This is a genomic window from Allobosea sp. GW823-FHT02B03, assembly GCF_058797755.1.
The window spans coordinates 191,887-217,794 of sequence record NZ_JBXAJY010000003.1 but is presented as its reverse complement, the minus strand read 5'-3'; the positions used below and the strand labels follow the sequence as shown (position 1 = coordinate 217,794).

The 25,908-nt window shown below is 66.7% G+C and carries 25 protein-coding genes; 11 read left to right on the top strand and 14 right to left on the bottom strand.

Going from position 1 to position 25,908, the window contains the following annotated elements; all coding sequences use genetic code 11:
- Window positions 1-69: 69 nt before the first annotated feature.
- Window positions 70-1,587, bottom strand: a complete 1,518-nt coding sequence (locus AC1REK_RS10655; protein ID WP_492268061.1) for an NAD(P)H-hydrate dehydratase — start codon at window positions 1,585-1,587, stop codon at window positions 70-72.
- 279 nt (window positions 1,588-1,866) lie between these two features.
- On the opposite strand from AC1REK_RS10655, the gene AC1REK_RS10650 reads away from it, so the two are divergent.
- A complete protein-coding gene (locus AC1REK_RS10650) occupies window positions 1,867-2,205 on the top strand; it encodes a P-II family nitrogen regulator (RefSeq protein ID WP_066469077.1) in 339 nt (112 codons plus the stop codon).
- Between the two features lie 95 nt (window positions 2,206-2,300).
- Complete coding sequence (gene glnA, locus AC1REK_RS10645) at window positions 2,301-3,710, top strand: type I glutamate--ammonia ligase (RefSeq protein WP_316021324.1); 1,410 nt, start codon at window positions 2,301-2,303, stop codon at window positions 3,708-3,710.
- 105 nt (window positions 3,711-3,815) lie between these two features.
- Here the strand turns inward: glnA and AC1REK_RS10640 are convergent, their stop codons facing one another.
- Entirely contained in the window at window positions 3,816-5,183 is a 1,368-nt protein-coding gene (locus tag AC1REK_RS10640) for a TIGR03808 family TAT-translocated repetitive protein (RefSeq protein WP_492268062.1), read from the bottom strand.
- Window positions 5,184-5,316: 133 nt separating this feature from the next.
- On the opposite strand from AC1REK_RS10640, the gene AC1REK_RS10635 reads away from it, so the two are divergent.
- Window positions 5,317-6,264 (top strand): FkbM family methyltransferase, encoded by a 948-nt coding sequence (locus tag AC1REK_RS10635; RefSeq protein WP_492268063.1) that lies wholly within the window; start codon window positions 5,317-5,319, stop codon window positions 6,262-6,264.
- Window positions 6,265-6,292: 28 nt separating this feature from the next.
- Here the strand turns inward: AC1REK_RS10635 and AC1REK_RS10630 are convergent, their stop codons facing one another.
- Window positions 6,293-7,525 (bottom strand): glycosyltransferase family 4 protein, encoded by a 1,233-nt coding sequence (locus AC1REK_RS10630; RefSeq protein WP_492268064.1) that lies wholly within the window; start codon window positions 7,523-7,525, stop codon window positions 6,293-6,295.
- 56 nt (window positions 7,526-7,581) lie between these two features.
- Window positions 7,582-7,782 carry a hypothetical protein gene (locus AC1REK_RS10625; RefSeq protein ID WP_327521739.1) on the bottom strand — a complete coding sequence of 67 codons (201 nt, stop codon included), beginning with the start codon at window positions 7,780-7,782 and terminating at the stop codon, window positions 7,582-7,584.
- 303 nt (window positions 7,783-8,085) lie between these two features.
- On the opposite strand from AC1REK_RS10625, the gene parE reads away from it, so the two are divergent.
- From parE to AC1REK_RS10610, 3 genes are all read left to right on the top strand, one after another.
- Window positions 8,086-10,143, top strand: a complete 2,058-nt coding sequence (gene parE, locus AC1REK_RS10620) for a DNA topoisomerase IV subunit B (protein WP_316021328.1) — start codon at window positions 8,086-8,088, stop codon at window positions 10,141-10,143.
- Window positions 10,144-10,350: 207 nt separating this feature from the next.
- Window positions 10,351-11,250, top strand: a complete 900-nt coding sequence (locus AC1REK_RS10615; RefSeq protein ID WP_492268065.1) for a LysR family transcriptional regulator — start codon at window positions 10,351-10,353, stop codon at window positions 11,248-11,250.
- Window positions 11,251-11,375: 125 nt separating this feature from the next.
- Window positions 11,376-11,636, top strand: a complete 261-nt coding sequence (locus AC1REK_RS10610) for a hypothetical protein (protein WP_492268066.1) — start codon at window positions 11,376-11,378, stop codon at window positions 11,634-11,636.
- A gap of 4 nt (window positions 11,637-11,640) precedes the next feature.
- Here AC1REK_RS10610 and AC1REK_RS10605 read toward each other — a convergent pair whose 3' ends face one another.
- Window positions 11,641-12,342, bottom strand: a complete 702-nt coding sequence (locus tag AC1REK_RS10605) for an alpha/beta fold hydrolase (protein ID WP_492268067.1) — start codon at window positions 12,340-12,342, stop codon at window positions 11,641-11,643.
- A 168-nt stretch (window positions 12,343-12,510) separates the two neighbouring features.
- On the opposite strand from AC1REK_RS10605, the gene AC1REK_RS10600 reads away from it, so the two are divergent.
- Window positions 12,511-13,956: a DEAD/DEAH box helicase gene (locus AC1REK_RS10600; protein WP_492268068.1), complete on the top strand. Its 1,446-nt coding sequence runs from the start codon at window positions 12,511-12,513 to the stop codon at window positions 13,954-13,956.
- Between the two features lie 221 nt (window positions 13,957-14,177).
- Window positions 14,178-15,236 (top strand): GGDEF domain-containing protein, encoded by a 1,059-nt coding sequence (locus AC1REK_RS10595; protein ID WP_327521744.1) that lies wholly within the window; start codon window positions 14,178-14,180, stop codon window positions 15,234-15,236.
- Window positions 15,237-15,242: 6 nt separating this feature from the next.
- Here the strand turns inward: AC1REK_RS10595 and AC1REK_RS10590 are convergent, their stop codons facing one another.
- Window positions 15,243-15,638, bottom strand: coding sequence for a HesB/IscA family protein (locus AC1REK_RS10590; RefSeq protein ID WP_492268069.1), 396 nt, complete (start codon window positions 15,636-15,638; stop codon window positions 15,243-15,245).
- Between the two features lie 194 nt (window positions 15,639-15,832).
- Between AC1REK_RS10590 and AC1REK_RS10585 the strand changes: the two genes are divergently transcribed.
- Window positions 15,833-16,906: a malate/lactate/ureidoglycolate dehydrogenase gene (locus AC1REK_RS10585; protein WP_316021083.1), complete on the top strand. Its 1,074-nt coding sequence runs from the start codon at window positions 15,833-15,835 to the stop codon at window positions 16,904-16,906.
- A 6-nt stretch (window positions 16,907-16,912) separates the two neighbouring features.
- Complete coding sequence (locus AC1REK_RS10580; protein ID WP_492268070.1) at window positions 16,913-17,275, top strand: MmcQ/YjbR family DNA-binding protein; 363 nt, start codon at window positions 16,913-16,915, stop codon at window positions 17,273-17,275.
- Window positions 17,276-17,397: 122 nt separating this feature from the next.
- On the opposite strand, the gene AC1REK_RS10575 is transcribed toward AC1REK_RS10580, so the two are convergent.
- From AC1REK_RS10575 to AC1REK_RS10555, 5 genes are all read right to left on the bottom strand, one after another.
- Window positions 17,398-18,285 carry a PhzF family phenazine biosynthesis protein gene (locus AC1REK_RS10575; RefSeq protein ID WP_492268071.1) on the bottom strand — a complete coding sequence of 296 codons (888 nt, stop codon included), beginning with the start codon at window positions 18,283-18,285 and terminating at the stop codon, window positions 17,398-17,400.
- 118 nt (window positions 18,286-18,403) lie between these two features.
- Window positions 18,404-19,918: an Asp-tRNA(Asn)/Glu-tRNA(Gln) amidotransferase subunit GatA gene (gene gatA / locus AC1REK_RS10570; protein WP_492268072.1), complete on the bottom strand. Its 1,515-nt coding sequence runs from the start codon at window positions 19,916-19,918 to the stop codon at window positions 18,404-18,406.
- Window positions 19,919-20,017: 99 nt separating this feature from the next.
- Window positions 20,018-20,305, bottom strand: coding sequence for an Asp-tRNA(Asn)/Glu-tRNA(Gln) amidotransferase subunit GatC (gene gatC / locus AC1REK_RS10565; protein ID WP_316021079.1), 288 nt, complete (start codon window positions 20,303-20,305; stop codon window positions 20,018-20,020).
- 164 nt (window positions 20,306-20,469) lie between these two features.
- Window positions 20,470-21,168 (bottom strand): metal-dependent hydrolase, encoded by a 699-nt coding sequence (locus AC1REK_RS10560; RefSeq protein ID WP_492268073.1) that lies wholly within the window; start codon window positions 21,166-21,168, stop codon window positions 20,470-20,472.
- Between the two features lie 49 nt (window positions 21,169-21,217).
- Window positions 21,218-21,502, bottom strand: a complete 285-nt coding sequence (locus tag AC1REK_RS10555; RefSeq protein ID WP_492268074.1) for a GIY-YIG nuclease family protein — start codon at window positions 21,500-21,502, stop codon at window positions 21,218-21,220.
- 189 nt (window positions 21,503-21,691) lie between these two features.
- Between AC1REK_RS10555 and ade the strand changes: the two genes are divergently transcribed.
- Window positions 21,692-23,392: an adenine deaminase gene (gene ade / locus AC1REK_RS10550; protein ID WP_492268075.1), complete on the top strand. Its 1,701-nt coding sequence runs from the start codon at window positions 21,692-21,694 to the stop codon at window positions 23,390-23,392.
- Between the two features lie 41 nt (window positions 23,393-23,433).
- Here the strand turns inward: ade and AC1REK_RS10545 are convergent, their stop codons facing one another.
- The 3 genes from AC1REK_RS10545 to AC1REK_RS10535 form a co-directional block, all read right to left on the bottom strand.
- On the bottom strand, window positions 23,434-23,856 hold the full coding sequence (locus AC1REK_RS10545) for a hypothetical protein (protein WP_492268076.1): 423 nt from the start codon (window positions 23,854-23,856) through the stop codon (window positions 23,434-23,436).
- Window positions 23,857-24,013: 157 nt separating this feature from the next.
- Window positions 24,014-24,979, bottom strand: a complete 966-nt coding sequence (locus tag AC1REK_RS10540; protein ID WP_492268077.1) for an Ldh family oxidoreductase — start codon at window positions 24,977-24,979, stop codon at window positions 24,014-24,016.
- Window positions 24,976-25,908, bottom strand: a complete 933-nt coding sequence (locus AC1REK_RS10535; RefSeq protein ID WP_492268078.1) for a hydroxyacid dehydrogenase — start codon at window positions 25,906-25,908, stop codon at window positions 24,976-24,978. Before AC1REK_RS10535 ends, AC1REK_RS10540 begins: the two co-directional genes overlap by 4 nt.

The window sequence follows — 25,908 nt, the reverse complement described above, 5'->3', positions numbered from 1 at the left end:
CGGACAAGAAGCCCGCCTCCGCAAGGGGCGGGCTTCTCCTTGCCGCCTGCCCCAGCCCGGATGCCCTACTCAGCCGGCGACCAGCCGCAGCGCGCCGGGCAGTGCCTCGGGCAGGTCGTCGGCGATCAGACCGAAGCCGAGCGCCTCTCCTGCCTTGCCATGCAGCCAGACTGCGGCGCAGGCCGCTTCGAAGGCCGGCATGCCCTGGGCTAGCAGGCCCGCGACGATACCGCCTAGCACGTCGCCGGAGCCTGCCGTCGCCAGCGCGGCCGAGCCCGTGGCATTGATGGCTGCCCGCCCGTCGGGAGCCGCAATCACGCTGTCCGGCCCCTTCAGCACGACCACCGAAGCGGTCGCTGTCGCGGCCGTCCGCGCGCGGACGAGACGCGATGCTCCGGCGGCGTAAGGGGGGCGATCGCCGAAAAGACGCAGGAATTCGCCTTCATGCGGCGTCAGCACGGTCGAAACCGACCGCCGGCCGGCGAGCTCCTCCAGCAGCTCGGACCGCGCTGCCAGAACCGTCAGCGCATCGGCATCGAGCACGAGCGGAAGCTTCGAGCACAGCGCCGCCGTCACAACCTCCGCTGCCATGGCGTCGAGGCCCAGTGCCGGCCCGGCGAGCAGCGCCGAGAGCTTTCGCGTCGCCAGTGCCGCCTCGAAGGCCGCACCGTCCGCCGCGGCAATCTGCATGAGCGCGTCGGGGCCACGGCCGGCATGGGTCGCAAGCGCTTCCGGCCGGCAGATGATCGTCGCCAATCCCGCCCCGATCCGCAGCGCCGCCCGCGCACCGAGCCGCGGCGCGCCGACACCGGCAAGCCCGCCAGCGGCGACCGCCACCGCACCGCGCCGGTATTTATGCGTCCCCGCCTCGTGCCGGGGAAGTTGACCCTGCCAGAGCGCCGGCTCGTTGCTGAAGGTCATCGGCGGGGGCTTGCCCGGACCGAACACCATCTCGGCAGTGATCCCGATATCGGCGAGGGTGACGACACCGCAGAGCGCCCTGCCGGGATACAACAGATGTCCGGGCTTCAACCGGAAGAAGGTAACGGTTTCGTCGGCCCTGATCGCCGGGCCGGCCGTCATGCCGCTGTCGCCGGAGACGCCACTCGGCACATCGACGGAGATGACGGGAAGGTCGCTCGCATTGACGCGCTCGACCAGCGCAGCGACGGCGCCATCGAGCGGGCGGTTGAGCCCTGCCCCGAACAGGGCGTCGACGATGATGGCGTGATCCTCCGGCCGAATCTCCGCCACGGCCAGGACGGGCCCCTGCCAGCCTGCCGCCGCTTCGCCGGCATCGCCGGTAAGCTGCCCGCGTTCGCCTGCCAGCGCCAGGGTGATCGCAAAGCCGCGCGCCTCGAGCAGACGCGCGGCGACGAAGCCGTCGCCGCCGTTCTTGCCAGGGCCGCACAGCACCAGGACGCGCTCGCCCGGGCGGCCGCGCCGCGAGACCGCATCGGCCACCGCGCGGCCCGCGCGCTCCATCAGCGTAAAGCCCGCAATGCCCGCCGCGATCGCGGCCTCGTCCGCGGCGGCCATCTCGGCGACGCTCAGCAGGGCAAGTGAATCTGGCGCGGGCTTGGTCATTCCCGGATCATCCATGAGCCGCAGCGCACCGACAAGAACGGCACGCTCGACCCGGATGTCCAATTATGCAGCACATGCACAAATTTTAGCCGGTTTTCTGCCGTCTGAACGGGCGCTTTTGCAGGCCTGCCGACATGGCGAGCGGGCCGCGCCGATGCTATGAGCAAGACGGCGGGGCTTGGTTGACCCGGCACGGTCGATGCTGGACGGTTGCCGAGGGCAGAACCGGGCCTGGGACTGCGAATTCGGTAATCTTACGCCACGGAGGCTGGTCGGCGCATGAAGAAGATCGAGGCGATCATCAAACCCTTCAAGCTCGACGAGGTGAAGGAAGCGCTCCAGGAAGTCGGCCTCCAGGGCATCACCGTGCTCGAAGCGAAGGGTTTCGGCCGCCAGAAGGGCCATACTGAGCTCTATCGCGGCGCCGAATACGTCGTGGACTTCCTGCCCAAGGTGAAGATCGAGATCGTGCTCGCCGACGACATGGTCGAGCGCGCCATCGAGGCCATCAAGAAGGCAGCCCAGACCGGCCGCATCGGCGATGGCAAGATATTTGTATCGTCCATCGAGGGGGCGATCCGCATCCGCACCGGCGAGTCCGGCGCGGACGCGATCTGAAGGAATTTTTCCGGAACCCGGCAGGCGTGCACCGGCGGCAAGGAAGCCGCGGACGACGTCGGTCGTGAGAACTGCAGTCGAGAGGAATGTCGAAAATGAAGAACGCCAAGGATGTGCTGAAGGCCATCAAGGAAAATGACGTCAAATACGTCGACTTCCGCTTCACCGACCCGCGCGGCAAGTGGCAGCACGTCACCTTCGACATCTCGATGATCGACGAGGAGATCTTCGCCGAGGGCACGATGTTCGACGGCTCCTCGATCGCCGGCTGGAAGGCGATCAACGAGTCCGACATGCTGCTGATGCCCGACCCGACCACGGCCTGCATCGACCCCTTCTTCTCGGCCTCGACCATGGTCATCACCTGCGACGTGCTCGAGCCGGCGACCGGCGAGCCCTATGGCCGTGATCCGCGCGGCATGGCCAAGAAGGCCGAGGCGTACCTCAAGTCGACCGGGATCGGCGACACCGTCTATGTCGGCCCGGAAGCCGAGTTCTTCGTCTTTGACGACGTCAAGATCGCTGCCGACCCCTACAACACCGGCTTCAAGCTGGACAATGTCGAGCTGCCGATCAACGGCATGACCGAGTACGAAGGCGGCAATCTCGGCCACCGCATCGCCACCAAGGGCGGTTACTTCCCGGTTCCCCCGCAGGATTCGGCGCAGGACATGCGCGGCGAGATGCTGGCTGCCATGGCTGCCATGGGCGCCAAGGTCGAGAAGCACCACCACGAGGTCGCCTCGGCCCAGCATGAGCTCGGCCTGAAGTTCGATACGCTGACGCACATGGCCGACCAGATGCAGGTCTACAAGTACTGCATCCACAACGTCGCCCAGAGCTACGGCAAGACTGCGACCTTCATGCCGAAGCCGGTCTATGGCGACAACGGCTCGGGCATGCACGTCCACCAGTCGATCTGGAAGAACGGCAAGCCGATCATGGCCGGCAACAAGTATGCCGACCTGTCGCAGGAGTGCCTCTGGTACATCGGCGGCATCATCAAGCACGCCAAGGCGCTGAACGCCTTCACCAACCCGTCGACCAACTCCTACAAGCGCCTGGTCCCGGGCTATGAGGCTCCGGTGCTGCTCGCCTATTCGGCGCGCAACCGCTCGGCTTCCTGCCGTATTCCGTGGACGACCTCGCCGAAGGCGAAGCGCGTCGAGGTCCGCTTCCCCGATCCGATGGCGAACCCCTATCTCGCCTTCGCGGCGCTGACGATGGCCGGCCTCGACGGCATCATCAACAAGATCGATCCCGGCCCGGCGATGGACAAGGACCTCTACGACCTGCCGCCGCGCGAGCTGAAGAAGATCCCGACCGTCTGCGGCTCGCTGCGCGAGGCGCTCGACGCGCTCAAGAAGGACAACGCCTTCCTCAAGGCCGGCGGCGTCTTCACCGACGACTTCATCGAGAGCTATATCGAGCTCAAGATGCAGGATGTGATGCGCTACGAGATGACGCCGCACCCGGTCGAGTTCGCGATGTACTACTCCTACTGAGCGTCGCGCTCAGGAGAAGATAACCTCCCGACCGCGACCTGTTTCGCGATCCAACTGACGAACCGGGGCGCAAGCGCCCCGGTTTTTTGTTGGAGGAACAGCGCCTCAGAGATAGCGATTGTGGCCGAAGGTGACGCTGCCGGCGGTCGTCGCCAATTGGTTGCCGTACTCGGTCGCGCCAACGCGGTTGAAAGTTGTGCCCGCGAAGAGGGTCGGAACGATCCCTCCGAGAGACGCGCTGCGGACGATGTTGCCGGAGACGACAACGCTGCGCCCGGTGTTCGACACCGCATCGTTGGAGACACCGATTCCGATCGGAGTGTTCATCACCAAATTGCCGGTCACGACCAGATCCCGCGCGCCAGTGTTGATGCCGGCCTGAATACCGACTCGCGATGCTCTATCGATGATATTGGCCGACACGACGCAATCCTGCTCGATCATTATGCCATTGCCGATGGTTGAGGGCGGATAGTAGCCCGCGTCCGGAATCGGATTGTTCAGGACATTGGCGATCCGATTGCCCTCGATGATGACACTGCGTGAGGTGCCGTCGCCGAACTGACCGGAATTTGCGACGTTGATGCCGTTTCCGACGGTTTCGAGCGAATTGTTCGCGATGATGGCGCCGTGGAGGTCGATGTTGGCACCAGGCGCCTCGACGAAGATCGCGACCTCTCGCGTATTGTATACGCTGTTGTTCGACACGATGAACTGCCCGCCCCCGTTGCAGCGGACAGCGGAGAATTTGGTATTGAATATCTTGTTGTTGGTGATCGTTACACCGATCGCCCGAAAGACGCTGACACCGTTGCCGTTTTGGCCTGTGCCGCCCGCAGCCGACTCGATGCCGTTGATTTCGTTGCCGGAGATCGTCGAGCTGTCGCCGGTCACGGCCGAGCGCCAGATCGCGATGCCGTTGTTCGACAGCAAGCTGAGCTTGTTGTCGTGGGCGCTGATCTTCGCGTTCTCGCTCCAGATGCCGATCGAGTGCGACGACAAGGAGCAGGATCGGATCAGCGCCTCGGCGCCGCCCGTAACGTAAAGCCCGATGCCCGGTGAGTTGGCGACACGGCAATCTTCGAAGACGATGCCCTTGGCAGCAGCTGACACCGCAATCAGGGCTGGGCGCTGCGCCACATAGTCTGTCAGCGCGCGATTCTGCCCGTCGAAGATCAGACCCTGAAAGCAGACATTCGACTGCCCTTCGACGCGAAGGAAAATATTCACGCCATTGAAGCGCAAAGTTACCGAGCCGGGGACAGCACGCGCCAGCAACGGCTTGCCGCCGCCATTGCTGGTCAGGACCGTGGCGGTACCGGAATCATAGATACCCGGCTGGAAGAACAGTGGCCGCCCCTGGTCGCGGGCATAGTCGAATACGGTTTGCAAGCCGGAAAAATCGGTCCAACCCGCCGTGGCAGCCGCCGTACGAGCAACTACGACATCGTCGAAAAGAATGAAGGATGGCATCAGAGGTTCCTAACGTGAACATAACGCGAACATTCCTATAGAAGGAATATTATCCTGTCAAGAAAATCCGAAAGGCAACTGTTTTCATTTGCTCAACCAGACCGTGCTAGTCGGACTGGTGGAGACCCGCCTCATGCAGACCGACACCAGACAAATTCCCGCATTGAGCCTTGATCGGACGACCGGCCGCGCCCGCGCATCGACCCCCGCCGATCGCTGCGCCCTGATGCTGCTCGATGCCTATGGAGGGCTGTCGCGCGCCTTTCAGCAGCGGGGTCTGTATCGAGCCTGCCGCCTCGCGGGGAACCTGCTCTGGAGAAAGCGGAGCGCCACGATCGTTCTCGCCCCGGAGGCCGCCGTTTCGTTTCCGGCGTCAGATCCGTACTGGAACCGCATGCTGCTGCGCTCCTACGATCATGAGCCGGAGCTCGCCCGCTTCCTTCGCGCACTCGAAAGCGTCGACTACGGATTCGTCGATTGCGGCGCCAATATCGGCTACTGGTCGGTATTCGCGGCGTCGAGCGCCGCCGGTGGCAAGTCCGTCCTGGCCGTCGAAGCGTCGGCATCGACCTTCACGTTGCTGTCCGCCAATGTGGCACCGCATTCAGGCAGGGTTCGAGCCTTCCACCGCGCCATTCTCGATCGCTCCGGCCTCGAGGTCCGGCTCAACGACGCCGCACACGAGGCCCGCGGCATAGCAGCCGACAACGAGGCGCCATTCGGCGAGGCAGTGCTATCGATCACGATCGACGACCTGATCGCGCAGGAAGGCTGGCAGGATCGCCGGCTCGTCGTGAAGCTGGACGTCGAGGGCGTCGAGCGAGAAGCACTGGCTGGCATGGAGGCCGCTCTCGAGGCCGACGCCCTAGTCATCTACGAAGATCACGGCGCTGATCCCACGCACGCGCTGACGCGGCACCTGATCGAGGATCGCGGTTTCGATGTGCATCTTCTGCTGGATGCGCGCACGATTCCGGTCGCGCGCGCACACGAACTGGATGGCTGGAAACGCGACCGCACCAAGGGTTACAACCTCGTGGCGCGGCGGAACAAGAAGAGCTGGAACGAGGTGCTGACCTGACCGACTGCCGCTCAGGTCTGCAGTGGCCTCATCCCACAGCAGACAAATCCCCTGCGCGGAGCAGCGAGCGATAGGCCGCGATCGTGCGTGCAACATGGCGCTCGGTGGTGAGTGGATCGGCCCAGTAGCGGCGGTAGGCCGACTGTCCCAATGCACGCACAGCATCGTCGTCGCGCAGCCGCGCCAACGCCGCTGCCAGCCCGTTGACGTCGCCGCCCTCGACGAGCATCCCGTCCTCTCCGTCGACGATCCAGCTCGCGGGCCCGGTCGTGCGGGCGAGCACGACCGGCACGCCGAGCGAACGGGCTTCCGCGACGACCAACGGGCCGGGCTCATACCAGAGCGAGGGCAGAACGAGGCAGCGCGCCTGCCCGATCTCATCGAAAACCCGATCGGCCGGCACCCAGCCCCTGATCTCGGCGTCCGGGTTCGCTGCACGGATCGCATCGGCGATCGGCCCCTCGCCGACGAAGCGCACGGGCATGCCGGCGCGGGCGGCGGCGCGCGCCAGGACATCGCCGGCCTTTTCCTGCGTGAAGCGGCCGAGGAAGAGCGCGTGTCGGTTGGCACCTGCATCCACCGGCGCCCGCCGCGGCGCTTCCATCATGTTCTCGACCACGACATGGCGGGCCGATTTCGGCAGAAACGGCTCGGCGAAGCGCCGGGCGAATTCGCTGACATGGATGAAGAGCGGCGCCTTCAGGCCGCGCATAGCTTCGTCCGAACGCCACTGCCTGGCGACCCGGACCAGTTTGTGGACATAGGACGCCCGGTCGCAATTGGCGGTGACGCAGCCGACCGACATCGGTGTCTGCTGGCATGGCGCGCCCGTCTTGAAGTCGAAATAGGCGCCGGTCGGGCAGAACGAGAAGTAGTCGTGCATGGTGATGGCGACCGGCAGGCCGCTGGCGCCAGCCGCCGCGATTGCCGCCGGGCTGAAGGCCTTGGTCCACTGGTGCAGGTGCACGAGCGTGTCGCCGCGCGGCTGTTCCGCCAGCAGCGCTGTCAGGAAGTCATGTGCGGCGGCGTTCCAGATGCCCTGGCGGGCCGCTGCGATCTTGCTGCCGACCTGCCAGACCTCTTCGCCCTGATAATGCGCGACCTCGATCCTCGGATGATCCAGCCGGTCGGAGACCGGGCCGATGGCGCAGGCGAAGACGACATCGACGCCGGCCTCGGCGAGCCCGCGCGCGCTCTCGATCGCGACCTTGGCGGCGCCGCCGTTGACGGCCCCGAAATCACTGACGATGACTACGCGCATGACGACCTCCGCAGAGGCGTTCTAGCGGCGAAAGATTGAGGAAGGGCTGACGCGCCTCAGCGCAGCGCGAGGGCGACCAGCCCGACCAGAGCGACCGCCGCTGCGAGCCACCAGAGGCGGCGCAGCTGGGCAGACTCCGCATCGCGTGTCTCGGGATGGCCGGAGAGCTCCTCATAGGCGAAAGCCTCACCGGCATGGCGCGCCGCACGCTCGAGCCCGGCAAGCCTGATCTTCGGCACTACGGCACGCGACGCCACGGCATTCCTCCCCTTGAGCACCAGCATATCCAAACCACCGACCAAGCCAAGCCCGCGCCGGACAATGGCGAGCATCGGGGCGGCATGGTTAACGATGCCTGAACCGCGCAGCGGCGACCGAAGTTCCCTTGCCTCTTGACAGCGGAGCGTGACGGCGCAGTGACATTACGTCTCGCGCCTCGTCATCCGGCCTTCCTGCCGAGGCGATATCGGTCTATTGCGGGCGGGTAGCGCCCTGCTTGCCACTGCCGGGCAGCGAATGCGCTATATTTTCTCGTTACGAATCACCTGGGCGCAAAAGCGATGGCTGACGATCTTTTCGGCGACGACGAAGGCAGGCTGGAAGGCGTGGAAGCACGCGCCCCCGCCGCCGCGCCGCCGAAGCCGGCACGCGCCCCTGCCCGCTCCGGCACCCTGTCCGAAACTGGCTACGACGCCTCCGCGATCGAGGTCCTGGAAGGGCTCGAACCGGTTCGCCGCCGGCCGGGCATGTATATCGGCGGCACCGACGAGCGCGCTTTGCACCACCTCTTCGCCGAGGTGATCGACAACGCCATGGACGAAGCGGTGGCCGGCCACGCCACCTTCATCGATGTCGAGCTGTTCGAGGACGGCTCGCTCGCCGTCACCGATAATGGCCGCGGCATCCCGATCGACCCGCACCCGAAATTTCCCGGCAAGTCGGCGCTGGAGGTCATCATGACGATCCTGCACGCCGGCGGAAAATTCGACTCCCGCGCCTACGAGACCTCGGGCGGCCTGCACGGTGTCGGCGTCTCCGTCGTCAACGCGCTGTCCGACCGGCTCGAGGTCGAGGTCGCGCGCGGCCAGGTGCTGTACCGCCAGATCTTCTCGCGCGGCATTCCGCAGGGGCCGCTGGAGACGGTCGGCCGCGTCGCCAACCGGCGCGGCACCCGCGTGCGCTTCCATCCCGACGCCCAGATCTTCGGCGAAGGCGCGCATTTCGTTCCGGCACGCCTGTTCCGCATGGCACGCTCCAAGGCCTACCTCTTCGGCGGTGTCGAGATCCGCTGGCGCTGCGCGCCGAGCCTGCTCAAGCCCGAAGGCGATGTCGCAGCCGAGGCGGTCTTCAAGTTCCCCGGCGGCCTGCGCGACTATCTCGCCGGCGAGATCGAGGGCAAGGACCTCGTCGCCGAGCCGATCTTCGGCGGGAAGCTCACCAAGGAGGGCGGCCACGGCTCGCTCGAATGGGCGGTCGCCTGGCTCGCTACCGGCGAGGACGGCTTCAGCTCCTCCTACTGCAACACCATCCCGACGCCCGAGGGCGGCACGCATGAGCAGGGCCTGCGCATCGCCCTGCTGCGCGGCCTGCGCGACCATGCCGAGCGTATCGGCCAGAGTAAGCGCATGGCGCAGGTCACCTCCGACGACGTGATGGCGACCTGCACGGCCATGCTCTCGGTTTTCATCCGCGAGCCGGAGTTCCAGGGCCAGACCAAGGACAAGCTGGCGACGCTCGAGGCGGCGCGCATCGTCGAGAACGCGGTCCGCGATGCTTTCGACCATTGGCTCGCGGCCTCGCCGCAGCAGGCCCTGAAGCTGCTCGACTGGTCGGTCGACCGGGCCGACGAGCGTCTGCGCCGCCGGCTCGAAAAGGAGGTCTCGCGCAAGACCGCGACGCGCAAGCTCCGCCTGCCCGGCAAGCTCGCCGATTGCAGCAATGCCGGCGCGGCCGGCTCGGAACTCTTCATCGTCGAGGGCGACTCGGCCGGCGGCTCGGCCAAGCAGGCGCGCAACCGCGCGACGCAGGCGATCCTGCCGCTGCGCGGCAAGATCCTCAACGTCGCCAATGCGACCCGCGACAAGCTCAACGCCAACCAGCAGCTCGCCGACCTGATCCTGGCGCTCGGTTGCGGCATCGGCACGCAGTTCCGCGAGGACGATCTGCGCTACGAGAAGGTCATCATCATGACCGACGCCGACGTCGACGGCGCCCATATCGCATCGCTGCTCGTCACCTTCTTCTGGCGCCAGATGCCGCGGCTGATCGAGAAGGGCCACCTCTACCTTTCGGTGCCGCCGCTCTACCGGCTGCGCCATGGCAGCAAATCGGTCTATGCCCGCGACGACGCGCACAAGGCCGAACTGCTCGAGACGGTGTTCAAGGGCAAGAAGCCGGAGATCGGGCGCTTCAAGGGCCTCGGCGAGATGATGCCGGCCGAGCTCAAGGAAACGACCATGGATCCGGCCAAGCGCATGCTGCTCAAGGTCATGGTCGACCACGAGAACAAGCAGGAGACCTCGGATACGGTCGAACGGCTGATGGGAAACAAGCCCGAAGCCCGCTTCGTCTTCATTCAGGAACGCGCTGCCTTCGCCGGCGAGCTGATCGACCTGTGATCTCGCGGCCCGGCAGCAGCGCGCGCGCCGGGCTCCCCCGCATTCCTGCCGGGCTGCGGCAACGGCGCCATGCGGACATCCTGTCGGCATGCGAAACCTCTCATCCTGTGCCTGCCATGAAACGCCGGAGCGCCCTGCCTCCACGCCCTGCCGCTGGCAGCTGATCGCATGGGGCAGCCTGCTACCCCTCCATCTCGACGCGACGGCGTGCCCGGGGCCCTGCCTTGGGAGGATATCGAGATCTTCCACGCGGTCGCGACCGCCGGTGCGCTGGCCGTGGCGGCGGTGGCGCTCGGGCTGAGCGAGACCACGGTCGCAAGACGGCTGCGCAGCTTCGAGGCAAGGCTGGGTTTCCCGCTGTTCAGGCGCGGCGCCAACCGGCTGATCCCGACCGAGATCGGCGCGGCGCTGGCGCAGGAGGCGGCGGCAGTCGCCGCGGCGGCTGCCCGCTTCGCCAATCGTGCGAAGGCGGCCTTGCCCGCCGACGACGCGCCGGTGCGGATCACTGCAACGACCTCGATCAGCCTGCTCCTGACGATGAATGCGACGAGGCTGTCGGCGGCCGCCGGCGGCGTCGAGATCGTCATCCTCAGCACGCGCGAGCGGCTCGACCTCGCGCGCGGCGAAGCGGAGATCGCGATCCGCATGCGCAAGCCGCCGGAAGGCACGGGCTATTTCGGCCAGAAGGTCGGCCGGCTCGTGCAGGCGCTCTATGCCAGGCGCGGCGTCGACCCTGCGAGTGCACCGATCATCTCGGTCAGCCGCGATGTCTCGTCGCGGATCGACGAACACATCCTCGCCTGGGCTGCCGGCCGGCCGATCGCGGCACGGGTCGCCGATTCCGCTGCACGCTACGAGAGCATCCGCTCTTCCGGCGCCGTCTCGATGGCGCCCTGCTTCATCGCCGATGCGGACGAAAACCTCGTCCGCATCGAGGAGCCGCCCGAGGCGACCGCCGACGCGATCTTCCTCGTCTCGCACGAGATCGCCCGCCAGCGACCTGCGGTGCTGGCCGTGCTGGCGGAGCTGCGCCGGGTGTTCCGGGAGAACCGCGCCAAGCTCGAAGGGGGCGACCGAGGCATCGGTACCCTGCCCTTCGCGAGCTGACCTTCCGACCCGGCGGCTTATGCAGTCATCGGGCGCGTGAAAATGTCGCTAACCAAGTCTTTACAGGCTCGGTTGCATTCTCTGCTTGTCGGCGTCTGACGCCATGCCTTCTTCAGGAGAGCGCGATGCGCCTCGTCATGGCCTTTCTGCGCAACGAACATGGCGGCATGGTCGCCGATGTCGCCAAAGCCGGCGCAGCGATCGCCTTCCTCTCGGTAATCGCGGCCAATTTCGTCTCCTACCAGACGGCGCATCTCGACCGCGACGGCATGCGACAGGCCGCCTCCGCCGCGGCCAAGGGACAGGTGATCGACCCGATGGTCACCGGTTCGCTCGCAAAGCGGGCCGGCGAGACCAGACTCGACCCCTGCGTCGTTCCGCGCTGACACCTCAATCGAGCCAGTCGAGCAGAGCCCTCGTCACGATCTCCGGCGCCTCCAGCGTCGAGAGATGACCGCAGCCGGGTATTTCCAGATAGCGCGCACTGGCGCCGATCCCGCTGGCGATCGCCTTCGCCTCCACTGGCGGCGTGATCTCGTCCTCGGCACCGACGATCACCAGGCTCGGCACCGTGATGGTCGACAGGCCGGGCCGTGAATCGACCCGCCCCATGATCGCCCGCTGCTGGCGGACGAAGCCGGCCGCGCCAACATCCTCGGCCATCTGGCGCACCAGGAGCCGCAGCGGCTCGTCGGCGAGCCGGGCCGGCGCCACCAGCTTCTGCCACAGCAAGGTCGTGACGTTGTCGAACGCTCCCTTCTCGGCGAGCGCGATCATCTGCTCGCGGGGCTGGTTGGTTTCCGGTGTCGCAGGCTTTGCGCTGGTGTCCAGCAGCGCCAGCCGCGTCACGCGCTCCGGCGCGCGCCGCATCACCTCGAACGCGACATAGCCGCCCATGGACAGCCCGCAGAGCGCGAAACGCTCAGGAGCGGCCGCCAGCAGACGCTCGGCGATCGCGCCAATAGTCTCGTCAGAACTCGTTTCAGCGACAAGAATCGGCCTGCCGGACGCCAAAGCCGGCCATTGCGGCGCATAGAGCGCTGCGGTGCAATTCAGCCCCGGGACCAGCACCAAGGGCTCGGGAACTGCCATGCTTCTCGCGCTCATCATCGTCTAACCTCGCTAGAATGTTGACTTTGCCCTGCTTTTTCTGCATTCCACGAACGTCCGAAGGCGCGCAGGCAAGCAAAGTCGCGCCACCGTGGTGGTCGATCGGTCATCCCGCCACGTGTCACCGACCCAGAAGAAGCGCAACCCTCGATGTCCTTCGCCGAACTCGGCCTCAGCGATAAAGTTCTGACGGCCGTCACTAACGCAGGCTACACGACGCCGACGCCGATCCAGGCCCAGGCCATTCCGCATGTTCTCGCCCGCAAGGATGTTCTGGGCATTGCCCAGACCGGTACGGGCAAGACCGCGGCCTTCACGCTGCCGATGCTGACCATCCTGGAGAACGGCCGCGCCCGCGCCAGGATGCCCCGCACGCTCATCCTCGAGCCGACCCGCGAGCTCGCCGCACAGGTCGAGGAGAACTTCACCCGCTACGGCGTCAACCAGAAGCTCTCGGTCGCGCTGCTGATCGGCGGCGTCTCCTTCGGCGATCAGGATGCCAAGATCACCCGCGGCGTCGACGTGCTGATCGCGACGCCCGGCCGCCTGCTCGACCATGTCGAGCGCGGCAAGCTCTTGCTCACCGGCGTCGAGCTGCTCGTCATCGACGAGGCCGACCGGATGCTCGACATGGGGTTCATCCCCGACATCGAGCGGATCTGCAAGCTGGTGCCGTTCACCCGCCAGACGCTGTTCTTCACGGCGACCATGCCGCCGGAAATCACGCGGATCAGCGAGCAGTTTCTGCACAATCCGGTGCGCGTGGAGGTCTCGCGCCCGGCGACCGCCGCCGCGACCATCACCCAGCGCCTGATCGCCTCGAACAGTCAGGATTACGAGAAGCGCGATGTCCTGCGGAAGCTGATCCGCGACGCAAAGGACCTGCAGAACGCGATCGTCTTCTGCAACCGCAAGCGCGATGTAGCAACGCTGCACAAATCCTTGCAGAAGCACGGCTTTCCGGCCGTCGCCCTGCATGGCGACATGGACCAGTACGCCCGCATGGCGGCGCTCGAATCCTTCCGCACCGGCGAGAACCCGATCCTGGTTGCGAGCGATGTCGCGGCCCGCGGCCTCGACATTCCCGCCGTCAGCCACGTCTTCAACTTCGACGTGCCGACGCATGCCGAGGACTATGTCCACCGCATCGGCCGCACCGGCCGCGCCGGGCGCGAAGGTGCCTCCTTCACCATCGTGACGCGCCATGACGACAAGCTGGTCGCGGCGATCGAGAAGCTGACCGGCAAGACCATCGAATGGGAAGGCCCGGGCCTCGACTCCCTGCCGCCGGCTGAGCCGCGCGAGGAGCGTCGTGGTCGCCGCGGCGAGGAGCGCCGGGGCGGCCGCAACGCCCGCGGCGGACGTGACGCCAAACCGCCGCGCAGCGAGCCGAAGGCGGAGGCCGAAGCCACCCGCGAGGCGGCGCCGCAGAGCGAGCGTCAGCCGCGGCGCGAGCCGGTCGCCGACCACGCCCCGCGCCGGAGCAGCGAACGGCCGCGCACGCCGCGGCGGGATGAGATCGACGACGGGCCGAAGGTCAAGGGCCTCGGCGATCACGTGCCGGCGTTCCTGCTGCGCTCGGTTCGGGCCGACTGAAGTCTTTCTCAAGCATCGGGCCCGCCGAACGGCAGAATTCGGCGAGGAAACGTTGCCTTAACTCCACTCCCTTAAGGTCCCGTCCGGGTTGAAGGTCGGCGCTTGCCGGCTTTCGGCGGGAAGCTTGTTCCAGCCAGACCAGGACAGGATGTCCCGTTTCGGTTGATGCAGGGCCGGTCATCGTCGCGAGACGAGAGATCGCCCGGCGGGGGACAGGCGTGATGAGCACCGACAATTCAGCTTCGCCGCAGGTTCACGATCTGGCGGAGCGCGTCGTCGCCGCCATGCGCCAGCATTACTCGCCCGGCTACCCCCGCTCCTTCGAGGTCTGGTACGCCCATCTCAGCGGCGAGATGCCGGCACTGAGCATCGCGATGAACGCGATCATCGCCGGCAGCAATGGCGAGGTCGGCATGGCCGACATCGACACGCTCTATGAGCGCTTCATCGGCACGGAGCGGCTTTCCCGTCAGGCCGAACGCACCAGCCTGCAGGTCCTCGGCGAGATCGACGCGATGATGGCGCTGGTCGACCAGACCCTCGCCTCCAGCGAAAAATACCATGGCCGGCTCTGCGCCATGTCCGACGAGGTCCCGCCTTCGGCCGATCGCCAGCGCCTGCGCGAGTGGGTCGAGGCGCTCGTGCTTTCGACCCGCGAGGAAGTGGCGCGCAAGACCCAGCTCGAAACCCAGCTCAGGGAAAGCGCGCACGAAATCCGCAACCTGCGCGAGGCCTTGGAATCGACGCGGGCCGAAGCGCTGACCGACCCGCTGACCGGACTAGCCAACCGCCGCCATTTCGAGGAGATGCTGCAGAAGGCGATCGATCAGGCCACCTTGCGGCGCGAACCCTTCGCGCTGGTCATGGCCGACATCGACTTCTTCAAGCATTTCAACGACACGCATGGCCACCTCACCGGCGACCAGGTGCTGCGCCTCGTATCACGGACCATGAAGGACAAGTTCAAGGACAAGGCAGTGATCACCCGCTTCGGCGGCGAGGAATTCGCGATCATCCTGCCCGACGCCGACGTCACCGCCGGAAAGTTCGGTGCCGAGACCGTGCGGCAAGCCTTGCTGACCCGCGAGCTGGTCAAGCGTTCGACCAATGAGAATCTCGGCCGCATCACCATCTCGCTCGGCGTCGCGGTCTATCATCGCGGCGACACGATCAGCTCGATCGTCGAGCGGGCCGACAGCGCGCTGATGCAGGCCAAGCGCGACGGCCGCAACCGGACCGTCACCGAGGACGCCGTGATGGATTCGACCAGGGTCGCCTGAGGGGCGCTACTGCGCCGCGACTGCACTCTCAGCCCGCGGCTTGATCTCGACCGATTCGCCGCAGCCGCAGGCCGAGACCTGATTGGGATTGTTGAAGACGAAGGTCGACGAGAAGCGATCCGTCCTGAAATCGAGCTCGGTACCCAGCAGGAACAGCACGGCCTTGCCGTCGACGACCACGGTCGCGCCCTTCTCGGTCACGACCTCGTCGCCCTTCCTGGCTTCGCGCGCGACCTCGAAGGTGTATTCCATGCCGGCGCAGCCGCCCTTCTTGACGCCGACGCGCAAGCCGAGTGCCGGCGTCCCCGCATCGTCATTGGCCGATTGCGCCATGATCTCGCGAATGCGCGCCGCAGCGGCGTCGGTCAGCGAGACCACCTTCAAACCAGGTATCGAGAACATTCCCTCGCCCCTCCTCGACCGGATTCAAGGTCCGGTGAAAACAGGATTGCATCCCGCAACATAGGGATTGGTGAACGCAACGTCGAGATGCGCCAATGCAGCCATGCCAATTCACCGGGGTGCATTGCGCGGCATCGCTGCCCGTGCACTGTGGCGCCTCATCTCCATTGTCCGGATATCGACCAGAAGCCGCCATGACCTATCGCCTGCACCGGCCCGAAGCGCTCCGCGCCCTCACCGCCGCCATGATCACCGCCGCCGGCTGGAGCGAGACCGAGGCCCGGGAGACGGCCGAGCATCTCGTGCTCGCCAATCTCAGCGGCCATGACAGCCACGGCGTCGGCATGCTGCCGCTCTATTTCAACTCGCTCGCCGACGGCAATCTGAAGCCGGAATCGAAACTGTCGATCCGGATCGAGGCCGGGCCGTTCCTGATCGCCGACGGCAATGTCGCGCTCGGCCAGCCGACGGCCCGCGATGCCGTGGAACGCGGCATCACCATCGCCCGGGCCGGTGGCGTCGCCATCCTGAACCTGCTCGACGCCCACCATATCGGTCGCATCGGCCACTATGCGGAGGTCGCTGCGGCGGCGGGGCTGATTTCGCTGTTCTGGGTCAATGTCGCCGGCCGCCCGCCGATCGTCGCCCCCTATGCCGCAAAGGAAGCGCGTTTCGGCACCAACCCGCATGCGATCGGCATTCCGGTGCCCGAGAATGACCCGATCATCCTGGATTTCGCCACCAGCCGCATGGCCCATGGCAAGGCACGCGTCGCGCTCAACAAGGGCGTGCCGGTGCCGGAGGGTTACATCATCGACGGCGAGGGCCGCCCGACGACCGACCCCAAGCACGTGTTCCAGCACGCCATTCCCGACCTGCCGCTCGGCGCGCTGCTGCCCTTCGGCGACCACAAGGGCGCCGGCCTCTCGCTGATCGCAGAGCTGCTCTCGGCCGGGCTGATGGGTGCCGCCCGCATCGACGAGAAACCGCACCGCAGCTGGATCATCAACTCGCTGTTCGGCGTGCTGATCGACCCTGCAAGGCTGGAACCCGACGCCAGCCTGCGCCGCAAGCGCATCGAGAGCTATCTTGCCTTCGTGCGCGCGGCCGCGCCGCAGGACCCGGCGGCGCCGGTTCTGGCTCCGGGCGACAAGGAACGTACCACCCGGATCGAACGCCAGCGCGACGGCATCCCGCTCGACGACGAGACCTGGTCGCAGATCGTCGCTGCAGCCAAGCGCCACGGCATCGACGCAGAAAGCTTCTGAGGCGATATGACCCTCGCCGAGTACAACGCCTTCTGCGCCGCCCTGCCAGCGACGGCCCATGTCGTGCAATGGGGCGGTGCCGATGTCTGGAAGGTCGGCGGAAAAGTCTTCGCCCTCGGCCGGGACGAGGCTGGCGGGTCCCTCTTCGTCTCGTTCAAGTGCTCGCCCATGGCCTATGAGATGCTGCGGGACGCGCCCGGCTGCCGCCCGGCGCCCTATCTCGCCTCGCGCGGCATGAAGTGGATCCAGCGCTTTTCCGATGAAAGCCTGCCGGACGATGCCTTTCGCGACTATCTGCGCGAGAGCCATCGGCTGGTCGCCGCCGGGCTGACGAAGAAGGTCCGCGCGGATTTGGGCTTGAGCGGCTGAGACGTGCGTGAGTCTCGGGCGCAGCGAAGCGCCGACCCGGGAACCTCATGACCAGAAGGTGCCATCCAGAGCCTCTTTCGGCCTGAGTTGCTCGGTTCAAGCCCGAGCATGAGGCGCCTTGCTCACAACGTCGCTTCACCGCGCAGCACTGGTACGCAGCCGCCGCCCACGGTCGCGCGGATTTCTCCGTCGACCCGCCGTGCAGCGACATGCAGCAGGCTCGGCCGCCCCATCTCGACACCTTGGGTGATCTCGAAGGCGACCGCCTCCTCGCTTCCCAGCGACAGCGTCAGCGCCGCCAGCGTTGCGCTGGCGCTGCCGGTCGCCGGGTCTTCCCATGTGCCGGCGAGCGGCGCGAACATCCGGGCGCGGGCGTTGCCCCCATCCCAGGCATAGAGGAACAGGGACAGGCGGCCTTCGAGCGCGGGGTTGGCACGCTCGAGCCTACGGTAGGCGTTGATGTCCGGCGTCGCGCGGGCGAGCGCTTCCGACTTGATCTCGACCAGCACGAACTTCACGCCGACCGAGGCCTGCTGCGGCTGGTGGCGGCTGACGACGATATCCTCGGGGGCGAGCCCGACGCAGGCTGCGATCGCATCGACCGGCAGCGTCAGGCCGAGCGAGAGCGGCTGCGGCGCGGCAATTGTCGCGCCGGTCACCCGGCCCTCGCCATCGCGCATCACCTTGACCTCGACGAGTCCCGCCATTTCCTCGAACAGCAGTAGGCCGTCGCGATCGCGGCCATGGGCGGCGAGCACGCAGGCCGTGCCGACATTGGGATGGCCGGCGAAGGGCATCTCGGCAGTGCGGTGGAAGATGCGGACCCGGGCGGTGTTCGCCGGGTCGCTCGGCGGCAGGACGAAGGTCGTCTCGCTATAGTTCATCTCGGCCGCCAGCGCCTGCATCTCGGCGTCCGACATGCCGCGCGCATCGGTGAAGACCGCGAGTTGATTGCCGCCGAAGCGACGGTCGGTGAAGACGTCGACGGTCTCGTAGGGATAGGTCGGCATGGCGGTTCTCCGGCAGCGCGATCAGGCTGCCGGGAGAGTGCCATTGGCGGCCCTGCGCGGGAAATCAGGATTCGGAATGCGACCGATCAGCCCGCGCTCGCCCGATGTCAGAAGCCAATCAGGCCCACCAACGCTCGCCGATCGCGAAACGCCCAGCCGCCTGCTCGATCACCTCGCCGAGCGAAAACAGCGTCTCCTCGTCGAAGGGCCGGCCGATCAGCTGCAGCCCGAGCGGCAGGCCCTGGCTGTCGAGGCCAGCCGGCACGGCGATACCCGGCAGACCCGCCATGTTCACCGTCACCGTGAAGATGTCGTTGAGATACATCTCGACGGGGTCGGCGGAACCCTTTTCGCCGATGCCGAAGGCGGCCGACGGCGTCGCCGGCGTCAGCACCGCGTCGATGCCTGAGGCATAGGCCTCCTCGAAGTCGCGCTTGATCAGCGTGCGGACCTTCTGGGCGCGCAGGTAATAGGCGTCGTAATAGCCCGAGGACAGCACATAGGTGCCGATCATGATGCGGCGCTTGACCTCGGCACCGAAGCCGGCGGCGCGGGTCTTCTCGTACATCTCGACGATATCGCGGCCCGGCTCGCGCAGGCCGTAGCGCACGCCGTCATAGCGGGCGAGGTTCGACGAAGCCTCGGCCGGCGCGACGATGTAGTAGGCCGGCAGCGCGTATTTGGTGTGCGGCAGCGAGATCTCGACGATCTCGGCTCCGGCAGCCTTCAGCCAGGCAATGCCCTGCTGCCAGAGCGCCTCGATCTCCGGCGAGATGCCGTCGATGCGGTACTCCTTGGGAATGCCGATCTTCATGCCCTTGACCGAGCGGCCGACGGAGGCCTCGTAGTCCGGCACCGGCTGGTCGACCGAAGTCGTGTCCTTCGGGTCATGCCCGGCCATCGAGCGCAGCATCACGGCGCAGTCGCGCACCGTCTTGCCGATCGGGCCGGCCTGGTCGAGCGAGGAGGCGAAGGCGACGACGCCCCAGCGCGAGCAGCGGCCATAGGTCGGCTTGATGCCTACCGTGCCGGTGAAGGCGGCCGGCTGGCGGATCGAGCCGCCGGTATCGGTCGCGGTCGCGGCGAGGCAAAGATGTGCGGCGACGGCCGCGGCAGAACCGCCCGACGAGCCGCCGGGAACGAGGTGGTTGCCCTCGACGCTGCCGGCCGCACCAGCGCCGACATTCGAGCCTTCCCGCCGCCAGGGATTCACCACCGGACCGAAGGCCGAGGTCTCGTTCGACGAGCCCATGGCGAATTCGTCATTGTTGAGCTTGCCGAGCATCACGGCGCCATCGCGCCAGAGCTGGCTCGAGACGGTCGATTCATAGGCCGGCACGAAATTGCCGAGGATCTTCGAGCAGGCGGTGGTGCGCACGCCTTCAGTCGCGAACAGGTCCTTGATGCCGAGCGGAAGGCCTTCGAGCGGCCCGGCCTCGCCTTTCGCCAGCCGCGCATCGGAGGCAGCCGCCTGCTTCAGCGCGTGCTCCGGCGTTTCCAGCACATAGGCGTTGAGTGCCCGCGCCTGCTCGACGGCGGCAACATGCGCCTTGGCGAGCTCGGTGGCGGAAAAGCTCTTGGCCTTCAGCCCGTCGCGGGCTTCGGTCAGGGTCAGGCGGGTGAGATCGGTCACGATGGAAAATCCGAAAAACTGGGCTGTCGGGCGCTTGGTCAGTACGGGCGCAAGGGCTGGTCCGCCTCGCAAGGCTCGCCGCGATGGCGAGCGCGCGCCTTACTCGATGACCTTCGGCACCATGAAATAGTCGTCCTCGGAGGCCGGGGCGTTGGCGACGATCGTCTTGGCGATCTCGCCATCGGTGACGACGTCCTGGCGCTTCTTCATCGCCATCGGCGTGACAGAGGTCATCGGCTCGACACCCGCGACATCGACCTCGTTGAGCTGCTCGACGAAACCGAGGATGGCGTTGAGCTCGCCTTGCAGCTTCGCGACATCAGCGTCCTCGACGGCGATGCGCGAGAGATGCGCGACGCGTTTGACGGTGGCGGCGTCGACCGACATGGGTGGGCTCCTGAACTTCGCAGCGCTGGCGAACATGAAGTGTGGTCACGGGCTATACGGCCCGCGAGGCCGGCCCGCAACACGCCGGGCGACGGGCCATGCGGGGGATCCCCTCTGCTGGAAGGAGAGGGTTCCCCGCGCTCAACGAGGATGCGGCGTGGCTTTCAGACCGCCACCGCCTTGCCCGTCTGCGGCACCAGCACCTCGATGCCGCTGCCCGCCATCGCCGAGACGAAGGCCGAAGCGTTCTGATCGATGATCGGGAAAGTGCCGTAATGGCAGGGAATCGCCAGCTTCGGCTTGACGAAACGCGTCATCGCAAGCGCTGCGGCCTTGCCGCCCATGGTGAAGCGGTCGCCGACCGGGCAGATGCAGATCTCGACGCCGTGCATCTCGGAAATCAGCGCCATGTCCGAGAAGATGTCGGTATCGCCCATGTGCCAGAGCGTCTTCTCACCGGCCGCCTTGACGATGGCGCCGTTGGGGCTGCCGACGGGTACGACGACACCGGCCTCGCCCATCCCGGCCGAGTGATCCGCGCGGACGAGGCTGACCGAGAAGGCGCCGAGATCGACGGTGCCGCCGGTGTTCATCGGCTCGAACTTCTTCAGGCCCTTGGACGCCAGGTGCATGCAAAGGTCGTAATTGCTGATCACGGTGGCATCGTTCGCCTCGGCGATGCTGAGCGCGTCGCCGACATGGTCGCCATGGCCATGGGTGATCACGATGTGGCTGACGCCCTTGGCCGCCGCTGCCGCATCGCCCTCGAAGGACGGATTGCCGGTGAAGAACGGGTCGATCAGGATCGAGGTGCTTGGCAAGTCGACGCGAAAGGCCGAGTGGCCGAACCAGGTGAGCTGCATGTCGGTCTCCACGAAAGTCTGGATGGCGGGTATAGCGGCTGCCGCCCACTCAATCGAGATGGACGGTGGGATACAGATCGTTCCAATCGGGATTGGAACGCCCGATCAGCGCGATTTTCCAGGACCGCCACCAATGCTTGACGCGCTTTTCCTGGGCGATCGCCTCGTTCGGATCGACAAATGATTCCGCATAAACCAACCGCATGACGCGATATCGCCGGGCGAACTCGGAGCCTTGACCGTCGCGATGTTCCCCGACGCGCTTCGACAGAGAATTGGTCACGCCCACATACAATGTGCCATTCTTCTGACTCGCAAGAATGTAGAGCCACATCAGCCGACCCTAGTCGTCCCGGGCGTAGCGGCGCAGCTGCGCAGACCCGGGACCCATGCCCGAAGATTGAGAGACTAGCCTGACTGCCCGCGGTCTTGACCACAACTCGATAGGCGCTCCGGCATGGGTCCCGGGTCTCCCTTCGGTCGCCCGGGACGACCGCTGTCATTCAAAGTCGAGGACCCAGCCATGACCGACGCAGCCACCCTCGCCCGCCGGATCGCTCAAGGCCGTGGTGACGAACCGGCCGATCTCGTCATCCGTGGCGCAAAACTGCTCGACCTCGTCTCCGGCGACCTCATCGAGACCGATATCGCGCTCTGCGGCGATACGATCGTCGGCACCTATGGCCACTATGAAGGCAAGGTGGTCTTCGATGCCAAGGGGCTGATCGCCGTCCCGGGCTTCATCGACACGCATCTGCATGTCGAATCCTCGCTGGTGACACCGCTCGAATTCGAGCGCTGCGTCCTGCCGCACGGCGTCACCACCGCGATCTGCGATCCGCACGAGATCGCAAACGTGCTGGGCGCCGAGGGCATCCGCTATTTCCTCGCCTGCGCGCAGGCGATGCGGATGGATCTGCGGGTCCAGCTCTCGAGCTGCGTGCCGGCGACGCATCTTGAAACGGCAGGCGCCGCGCTCGAGGCCGGCGATCTCACGCCGTTCATGAACCATCCCAGGGTGATCGGCCTTGCGGAGTTCATGAATTTCCCCGGCGTGCTGCATCGCGACCCCGGCTGCCTCGCCAAGCTCGCGGCCTTTGCCGAACGCCATATCGATGGCCATGCGCCGCTCGTGCGCGGCATGGACCTGAACGGCTATCTCGCCGCCGGTATCCGCACCGACCATGAGACGACGACGCTCGACGAAGCCAGAGAGAAGCTCGCCAAGGGCATGGCGGTACTCATCCGCGAGGGCTCGGTCTCCAAGGACCTGCACGCCCTGATCCCGCTGATCACGCGCGATGCCTCACCCTTCCTCGCCTTCTGCACCGATGATCGCAATCCGCTCGACATCGCCGAGGAAGGCCATCTCGACTTCATGATCCGCACGGCGATCGCCCATGGCGCCGACGTGCTCGCGACCTATCGCACCGCGAGCCTGTCGGCGGCGCGCAATTTCGGCCTTTTCGACCGCGGCTTCATCGGGCCGGGCAAGCGCGCCGACATCGTCTTGCTCGACGATCTCGCCGCCTGTCGCGTTGCCCATGTCTTCGCCGGCGGCAGGTTGGTCGAGGAGGCGCTGTTCGCCGATCGCCGGCCAGTCGCGCCGGTCGGGCTCGCCAGCGTCAAGAGCCGGCACCTGACGCCTGACGACTTCACGGTCCGGGCCCGCTCCGGCGAGACGCCGGTGATCGGCGTCGTCCCCGGCCGCATCATCACCGAGCGGCTGTCCATGCGCCTGCCGGAGCAGGACGATGCCGCCCTGCCCGATCTCGCCCAGGACGCGATCAAGGTCACGGTGATCGAGCGCCATGGCCGCAATGGCGGCATCGCCACCGGCTTCGTCCACGGCTTCGGCATGAGGCACGGCGCCATCGCCTCCTCGGTCGGCCATGACAGCCATAATCTCTGCGTCGTCGGCGTGGATGAGCCTTCCATGGCGGCGGCGGCGAACCGGCTGATCGCGCTCGGCGGCGGCTTCGCCGTGGCGGAAGCCGGCGAAGTCACGGCCGAACTCGCGCTTCCCGTCGCCGGCTTGATGAGCGAGCGGCCCTTCGAGGAGGTTCGCCATGGGCTGGAAGGGCTGCGCAGCGCTGCGAAGGCGCTCGGCGTCGTCCTAGCCGAGCCTTTCCTTCAGGTCGCCTTTCTGACCCTGCCGGTGATCCCGCATCTGAAGATCACCGACAAGGGAATCGTCGACGTCGATCGCTTCGACTTCGTCTGACGGCAGGCAGGCAAGTCTGACCTGCGTGCCGAGACGCTGCCTCAGTCGCGCGCGAAAAGTTCCGCGCAGCGCGAGAAGGACAGACCCATGCCGCCGGTATCGCGGCTGATGCGGATCGACTCGATGATTCCCTGCGGATCGGCCGCGATCTGGGCTTCGCAGACATAGTTGAGCTGCCGCGGCGGCTGGTAGCTCGTTGTCGTGGTCATGGTGCGCCGGCCGTCCAGCGTCTGGGTCGGCACGCTACGGGTCTGGAAGCTGCCGGGGCGATACGAGGTCGCCTCGCCGCCGCGCCAGGTGTAGATCTGGCCGCCATTGTCGCGCGGGAATCCGGTCACCGGCGGGCCGTTCGCGACGAAGAAGGAATCGGCGCTCTGTCCGACCCAATCGCTCCTGAGGTTCTCCGCCGCCTGCTGCGTGGTCTGGCATCCAGCCAGAGCCACGGCGATCGCGGCAACAAGCATAGTCGTCTTCATCTCGTCCCTGAACGGTTTCCCCGGCCCCCTATGCCGGCAGGGATGATCTCCTAGCGCAGAGACCTTCAGGTTTCGCGACGCGGTTCCGTAAAATCGACGGCACGCGATTAACCGGCCGGTCGCCGCAGCGCCGGCCGGATGAGCGTCAAAGATCGACCTCGATCCCGTCGGCCTTCGCCTTCGCGCGCAGGCCGTAGCGGCGCATGCCGGGGAGTCTGGTTCCGTCCTGTTCCTCAATGGCATGCGCCAGGAGCTTCATCCGTTCTGCGAACCAGTTCCCGCCCATGCTCGCCGGATCGATGGCGAGGATGAGCTGGCCGGTATCGGGCGGGCCGCCCTTGTCGTCGAGGAAGGAGGAAGCCTGGAAGGCGAAATGCGTACCGACCAGCGCGGCAGCCAGGATCTCGACCATCATGGCGAGCGTCGCGCCCTTGGCGTCGCCGAGCGGCACCATCGTGCCGGCGAGCGCGGCGGCCGGGTCCGTGGTCGGCTTGCCGGCTGTGTCCAGCGCCCAGCCCTCGGGGATGCTCTCGCCCTTCTGCTTGGCGGCAACGATCGGCCCGCGGGCGACCTTGGACAGCGCCATGTCGATGACCAGCGGCTCGCGACCGGCGAGCGGCGCGGCAAAGGCGATCGGATTGGTGCCGAAAACCGGCTTCGCCCCGCCCCAGGGCGCGATCGCTCCCGGCGTGTTGGCGAACAGCAAGGCGACCAGCCCCTGTTCGGCGAGTCTTTCGACATGCAGCCCGGCTGCACCGCAATGGTTCGAGCGACGGATCGGCGCCGCGACGATGCCTTGCCGGCGCGCGAGCTCGGGCAGCTCGACGATGGCCAGGTCGATCGCCGGATAGGCGAAGCCATGGGCGGCGTCGATCGCCAGCACGCTGGGCTTGGGCTGGCGTGCCGTCGGCACGGCCTGCCCGTCGATCTTGCCGGACTTCAGCATGGCGAGATAGGTCGGCACCCGAGACAGGCCGTGGCCCTTAAGGCCGTCCGCCTCCGCCGCCACGAGAGCCTGCGCCACCGAGGCGGCGTTGGCGGCCGACGCGCCGACGGCGACGAACAGCCCCGCGACCTTCTCTTCCGCCTGTATCAGCGACAGCCGCGTCATGCCCGGCCCTCCAGGGCAGCGATGACCCGCTCGGCGACGAGCCCGGAGACCCGCCCGTTCGATTCCACCGTGTTGCCCGCGATGTGCGGGGTCAGGATCAGGCTCGGCGTGCCGGCAAAGAGCTTGGCGCCGTCCGCCTTGAGCGGCTCCTGCTCGAAGACGTCGAGCGCCGCTCCTGCGAGCCTGCCGCCCTTCAGCGCCGCCACAAGGGCCGCCTCGTCCATGACGCCGCCGCGCGCCGCGTTGATCAGCACCGCATCGGGCTTCATCTTAGCGAAGGCGGCCTCGCCGATCACGCCGCGCGTCTCGGGCGTCAGCGGCAGATGGATCGAGATCACGTCCGACGTTGAAAGCAGGCCATCGAGTTCGAGTTTCTCGACGCCCTGCCAGACCGGCGCGCCCGCCGGCACATAGGGGTCGTAGGCGGCGACCGTCATGCCGAGAGCCTGAGCATGCCGGGCGACGTCGCGCGCGATCGCGCCGAAACCGACCAGCCCCATGCGCTTGCCGGCGATCTCGCGGCCGATCAGCTTGGTCTTCGGGAACTCGCCGGCGAGCATCGCCGCGTTGGCGAAGTACGCCCCGCGCAGCAGTGTCATCGCCGTGCCGATCACGTACTCGACCACGGAGAGGCTGTTGGCCCCGGTCGCCGGGAAGACCTTGATGTCGCGCGCCGCGCAGGCCGCCATGTCGATATTGTCGAGCCCGACGCCGAGCCTACCGACGACCTTGAGATTCCCAGCGGCCGCCAGCAGCTCGCCCCGCACCTGCGTCTGGTTGCGCACGATCAGGGCCGGCACCGTGGCGACCAGCCGGGCGAGTTCCTCCGGCTTGCCGAACAGCTCGGGATCGTGATGCACGGCATAGCGTGCCTTGAGCGACTCGACCGCCGCCTCGTCCATGAATTCGGTGATGACGATGTCGGTCAT

Excerpts from the sequence above, each read along its gene's own strand:
- AC1REK_RS10655 (WP_492268061.1), bottom strand. The coding sequence starts at position 1,587 with ATGACCAAGCCCGCGCCAGATTCACTTGCCCTGCTGAGCGTCGCCGAG.
- AC1REK_RS10650 (WP_066469077.1), top strand. The coding sequence starts at position 1,867 with ATGAAGAAGATCGAGGCGATCATCAAACCCTTCAAGCTCGACGAGGTG.
- glnA (WP_316021324.1), top strand. The coding sequence starts at position 2,301 with ATGAAGAACGCCAAGGATGTGCTGAAGGCCATCAAGGAAAATGACGTC.
- AC1REK_RS10640 (WP_492268062.1), bottom strand. The coding sequence starts at position 5,183 with ATGCCATCCTTCATTCTTTTCGACGATGTCGTAGTTGCTCGTACGGCG.
- AC1REK_RS10635 (WP_492268063.1), top strand. The coding sequence starts at position 5,317 with ATGCAGACCGACACCAGACAAATTCCCGCATTGAGCCTTGATCGGACG.
- AC1REK_RS10630 (WP_492268064.1), bottom strand. The coding sequence starts at position 7,525 with ATGCGCGTAGTCATCGTCAGTGATTTCGGGGCCGTCAACGGCGGCGCC.
- parE (WP_316021328.1), top strand. The coding sequence starts at position 8,086 with ATGGCTGACGATCTTTTCGGCGACGACGAAGGCAGGCTGGAAGGCGTG.
- AC1REK_RS10610 (WP_492268066.1), top strand. The coding sequence starts at position 11,376 with ATGCGCCTCGTCATGGCCTTTCTGCGCAACGAACATGGCGGCATGGTC.
- AC1REK_RS10605 (WP_492268067.1), bottom strand. The coding sequence starts at position 12,342 with ATGGCAGTTCCCGAGCCCTTGGTGCTGGTCCCGGGGCTGAATTGCACC.
- AC1REK_RS10600 (WP_492268068.1), top strand. The coding sequence starts at position 12,511 with ATGTCCTTCGCCGAACTCGGCCTCAGCGATAAAGTTCTGACGGCCGTC.
- AC1REK_RS10595 (WP_327521744.1), top strand. The coding sequence starts at position 14,178 with ATGAGCACCGACAATTCAGCTTCGCCGCAGGTTCACGATCTGGCGGAG.
- AC1REK_RS10590 (WP_492268069.1), bottom strand. The coding sequence starts at position 15,638 with ATGTTCTCGATACCTGGTTTGAAGGTGGTCTCGCTGACCGACGCCGCT.
- AC1REK_RS10585 (WP_316021083.1), top strand. The coding sequence starts at position 15,833 with ATGACCTATCGCCTGCACCGGCCCGAAGCGCTCCGCGCCCTCACCGCC.
- AC1REK_RS10580 (WP_492268070.1), top strand. The coding sequence starts at position 16,913 with ATGACCCTCGCCGAGTACAACGCCTTCTGCGCCGCCCTGCCAGCGACG.
- AC1REK_RS10575 (WP_492268071.1), bottom strand. The coding sequence starts at position 18,285 with ATGCCGACCTATCCCTACGAGACCGTCGACGTCTTCACCGACCGTCGC.
- gatC (WP_316021079.1), bottom strand. The coding sequence starts at position 20,305 with ATGTCGGTCGACGCCGCCACCGTCAAACGCGTCGCGCATCTCTCGCGC.
- AC1REK_RS10560 (WP_492268073.1), bottom strand. The coding sequence starts at position 21,168 with ATGCAGCTCACCTGGTTCGGCCACTCGGCCTTTCGCGTCGACTTGCCA.
- AC1REK_RS10555 (WP_492268074.1), bottom strand. The coding sequence starts at position 21,502 with ATGTGGCTCTACATTCTTGCGAGTCAGAAGAATGGCACATTGTATGTG.
- ade (WP_492268075.1), top strand. The coding sequence starts at position 21,692 with ATGACCGACGCAGCCACCCTCGCCCGCCGGATCGCTCAAGGCCGTGGT.
- AC1REK_RS10545 (WP_492268076.1), bottom strand. The coding sequence starts at position 23,856 with ATGCTTGTTGCCGCGATCGCCGTGGCTCTGGCTGGATGCCAGACCACG.
- AC1REK_RS10540 (WP_492268077.1), bottom strand. The coding sequence starts at position 24,979 with ATGACGCGGCTGTCGCTGATACAGGCGGAAGAGAAGGTCGCGGGGCTG.
- AC1REK_RS10535 (WP_492268078.1), bottom strand. The coding sequence starts at position 25,908 with ATGACCGACATCGTCATCACCGAATTCATGGACGAGGCGGCGGTCGAG.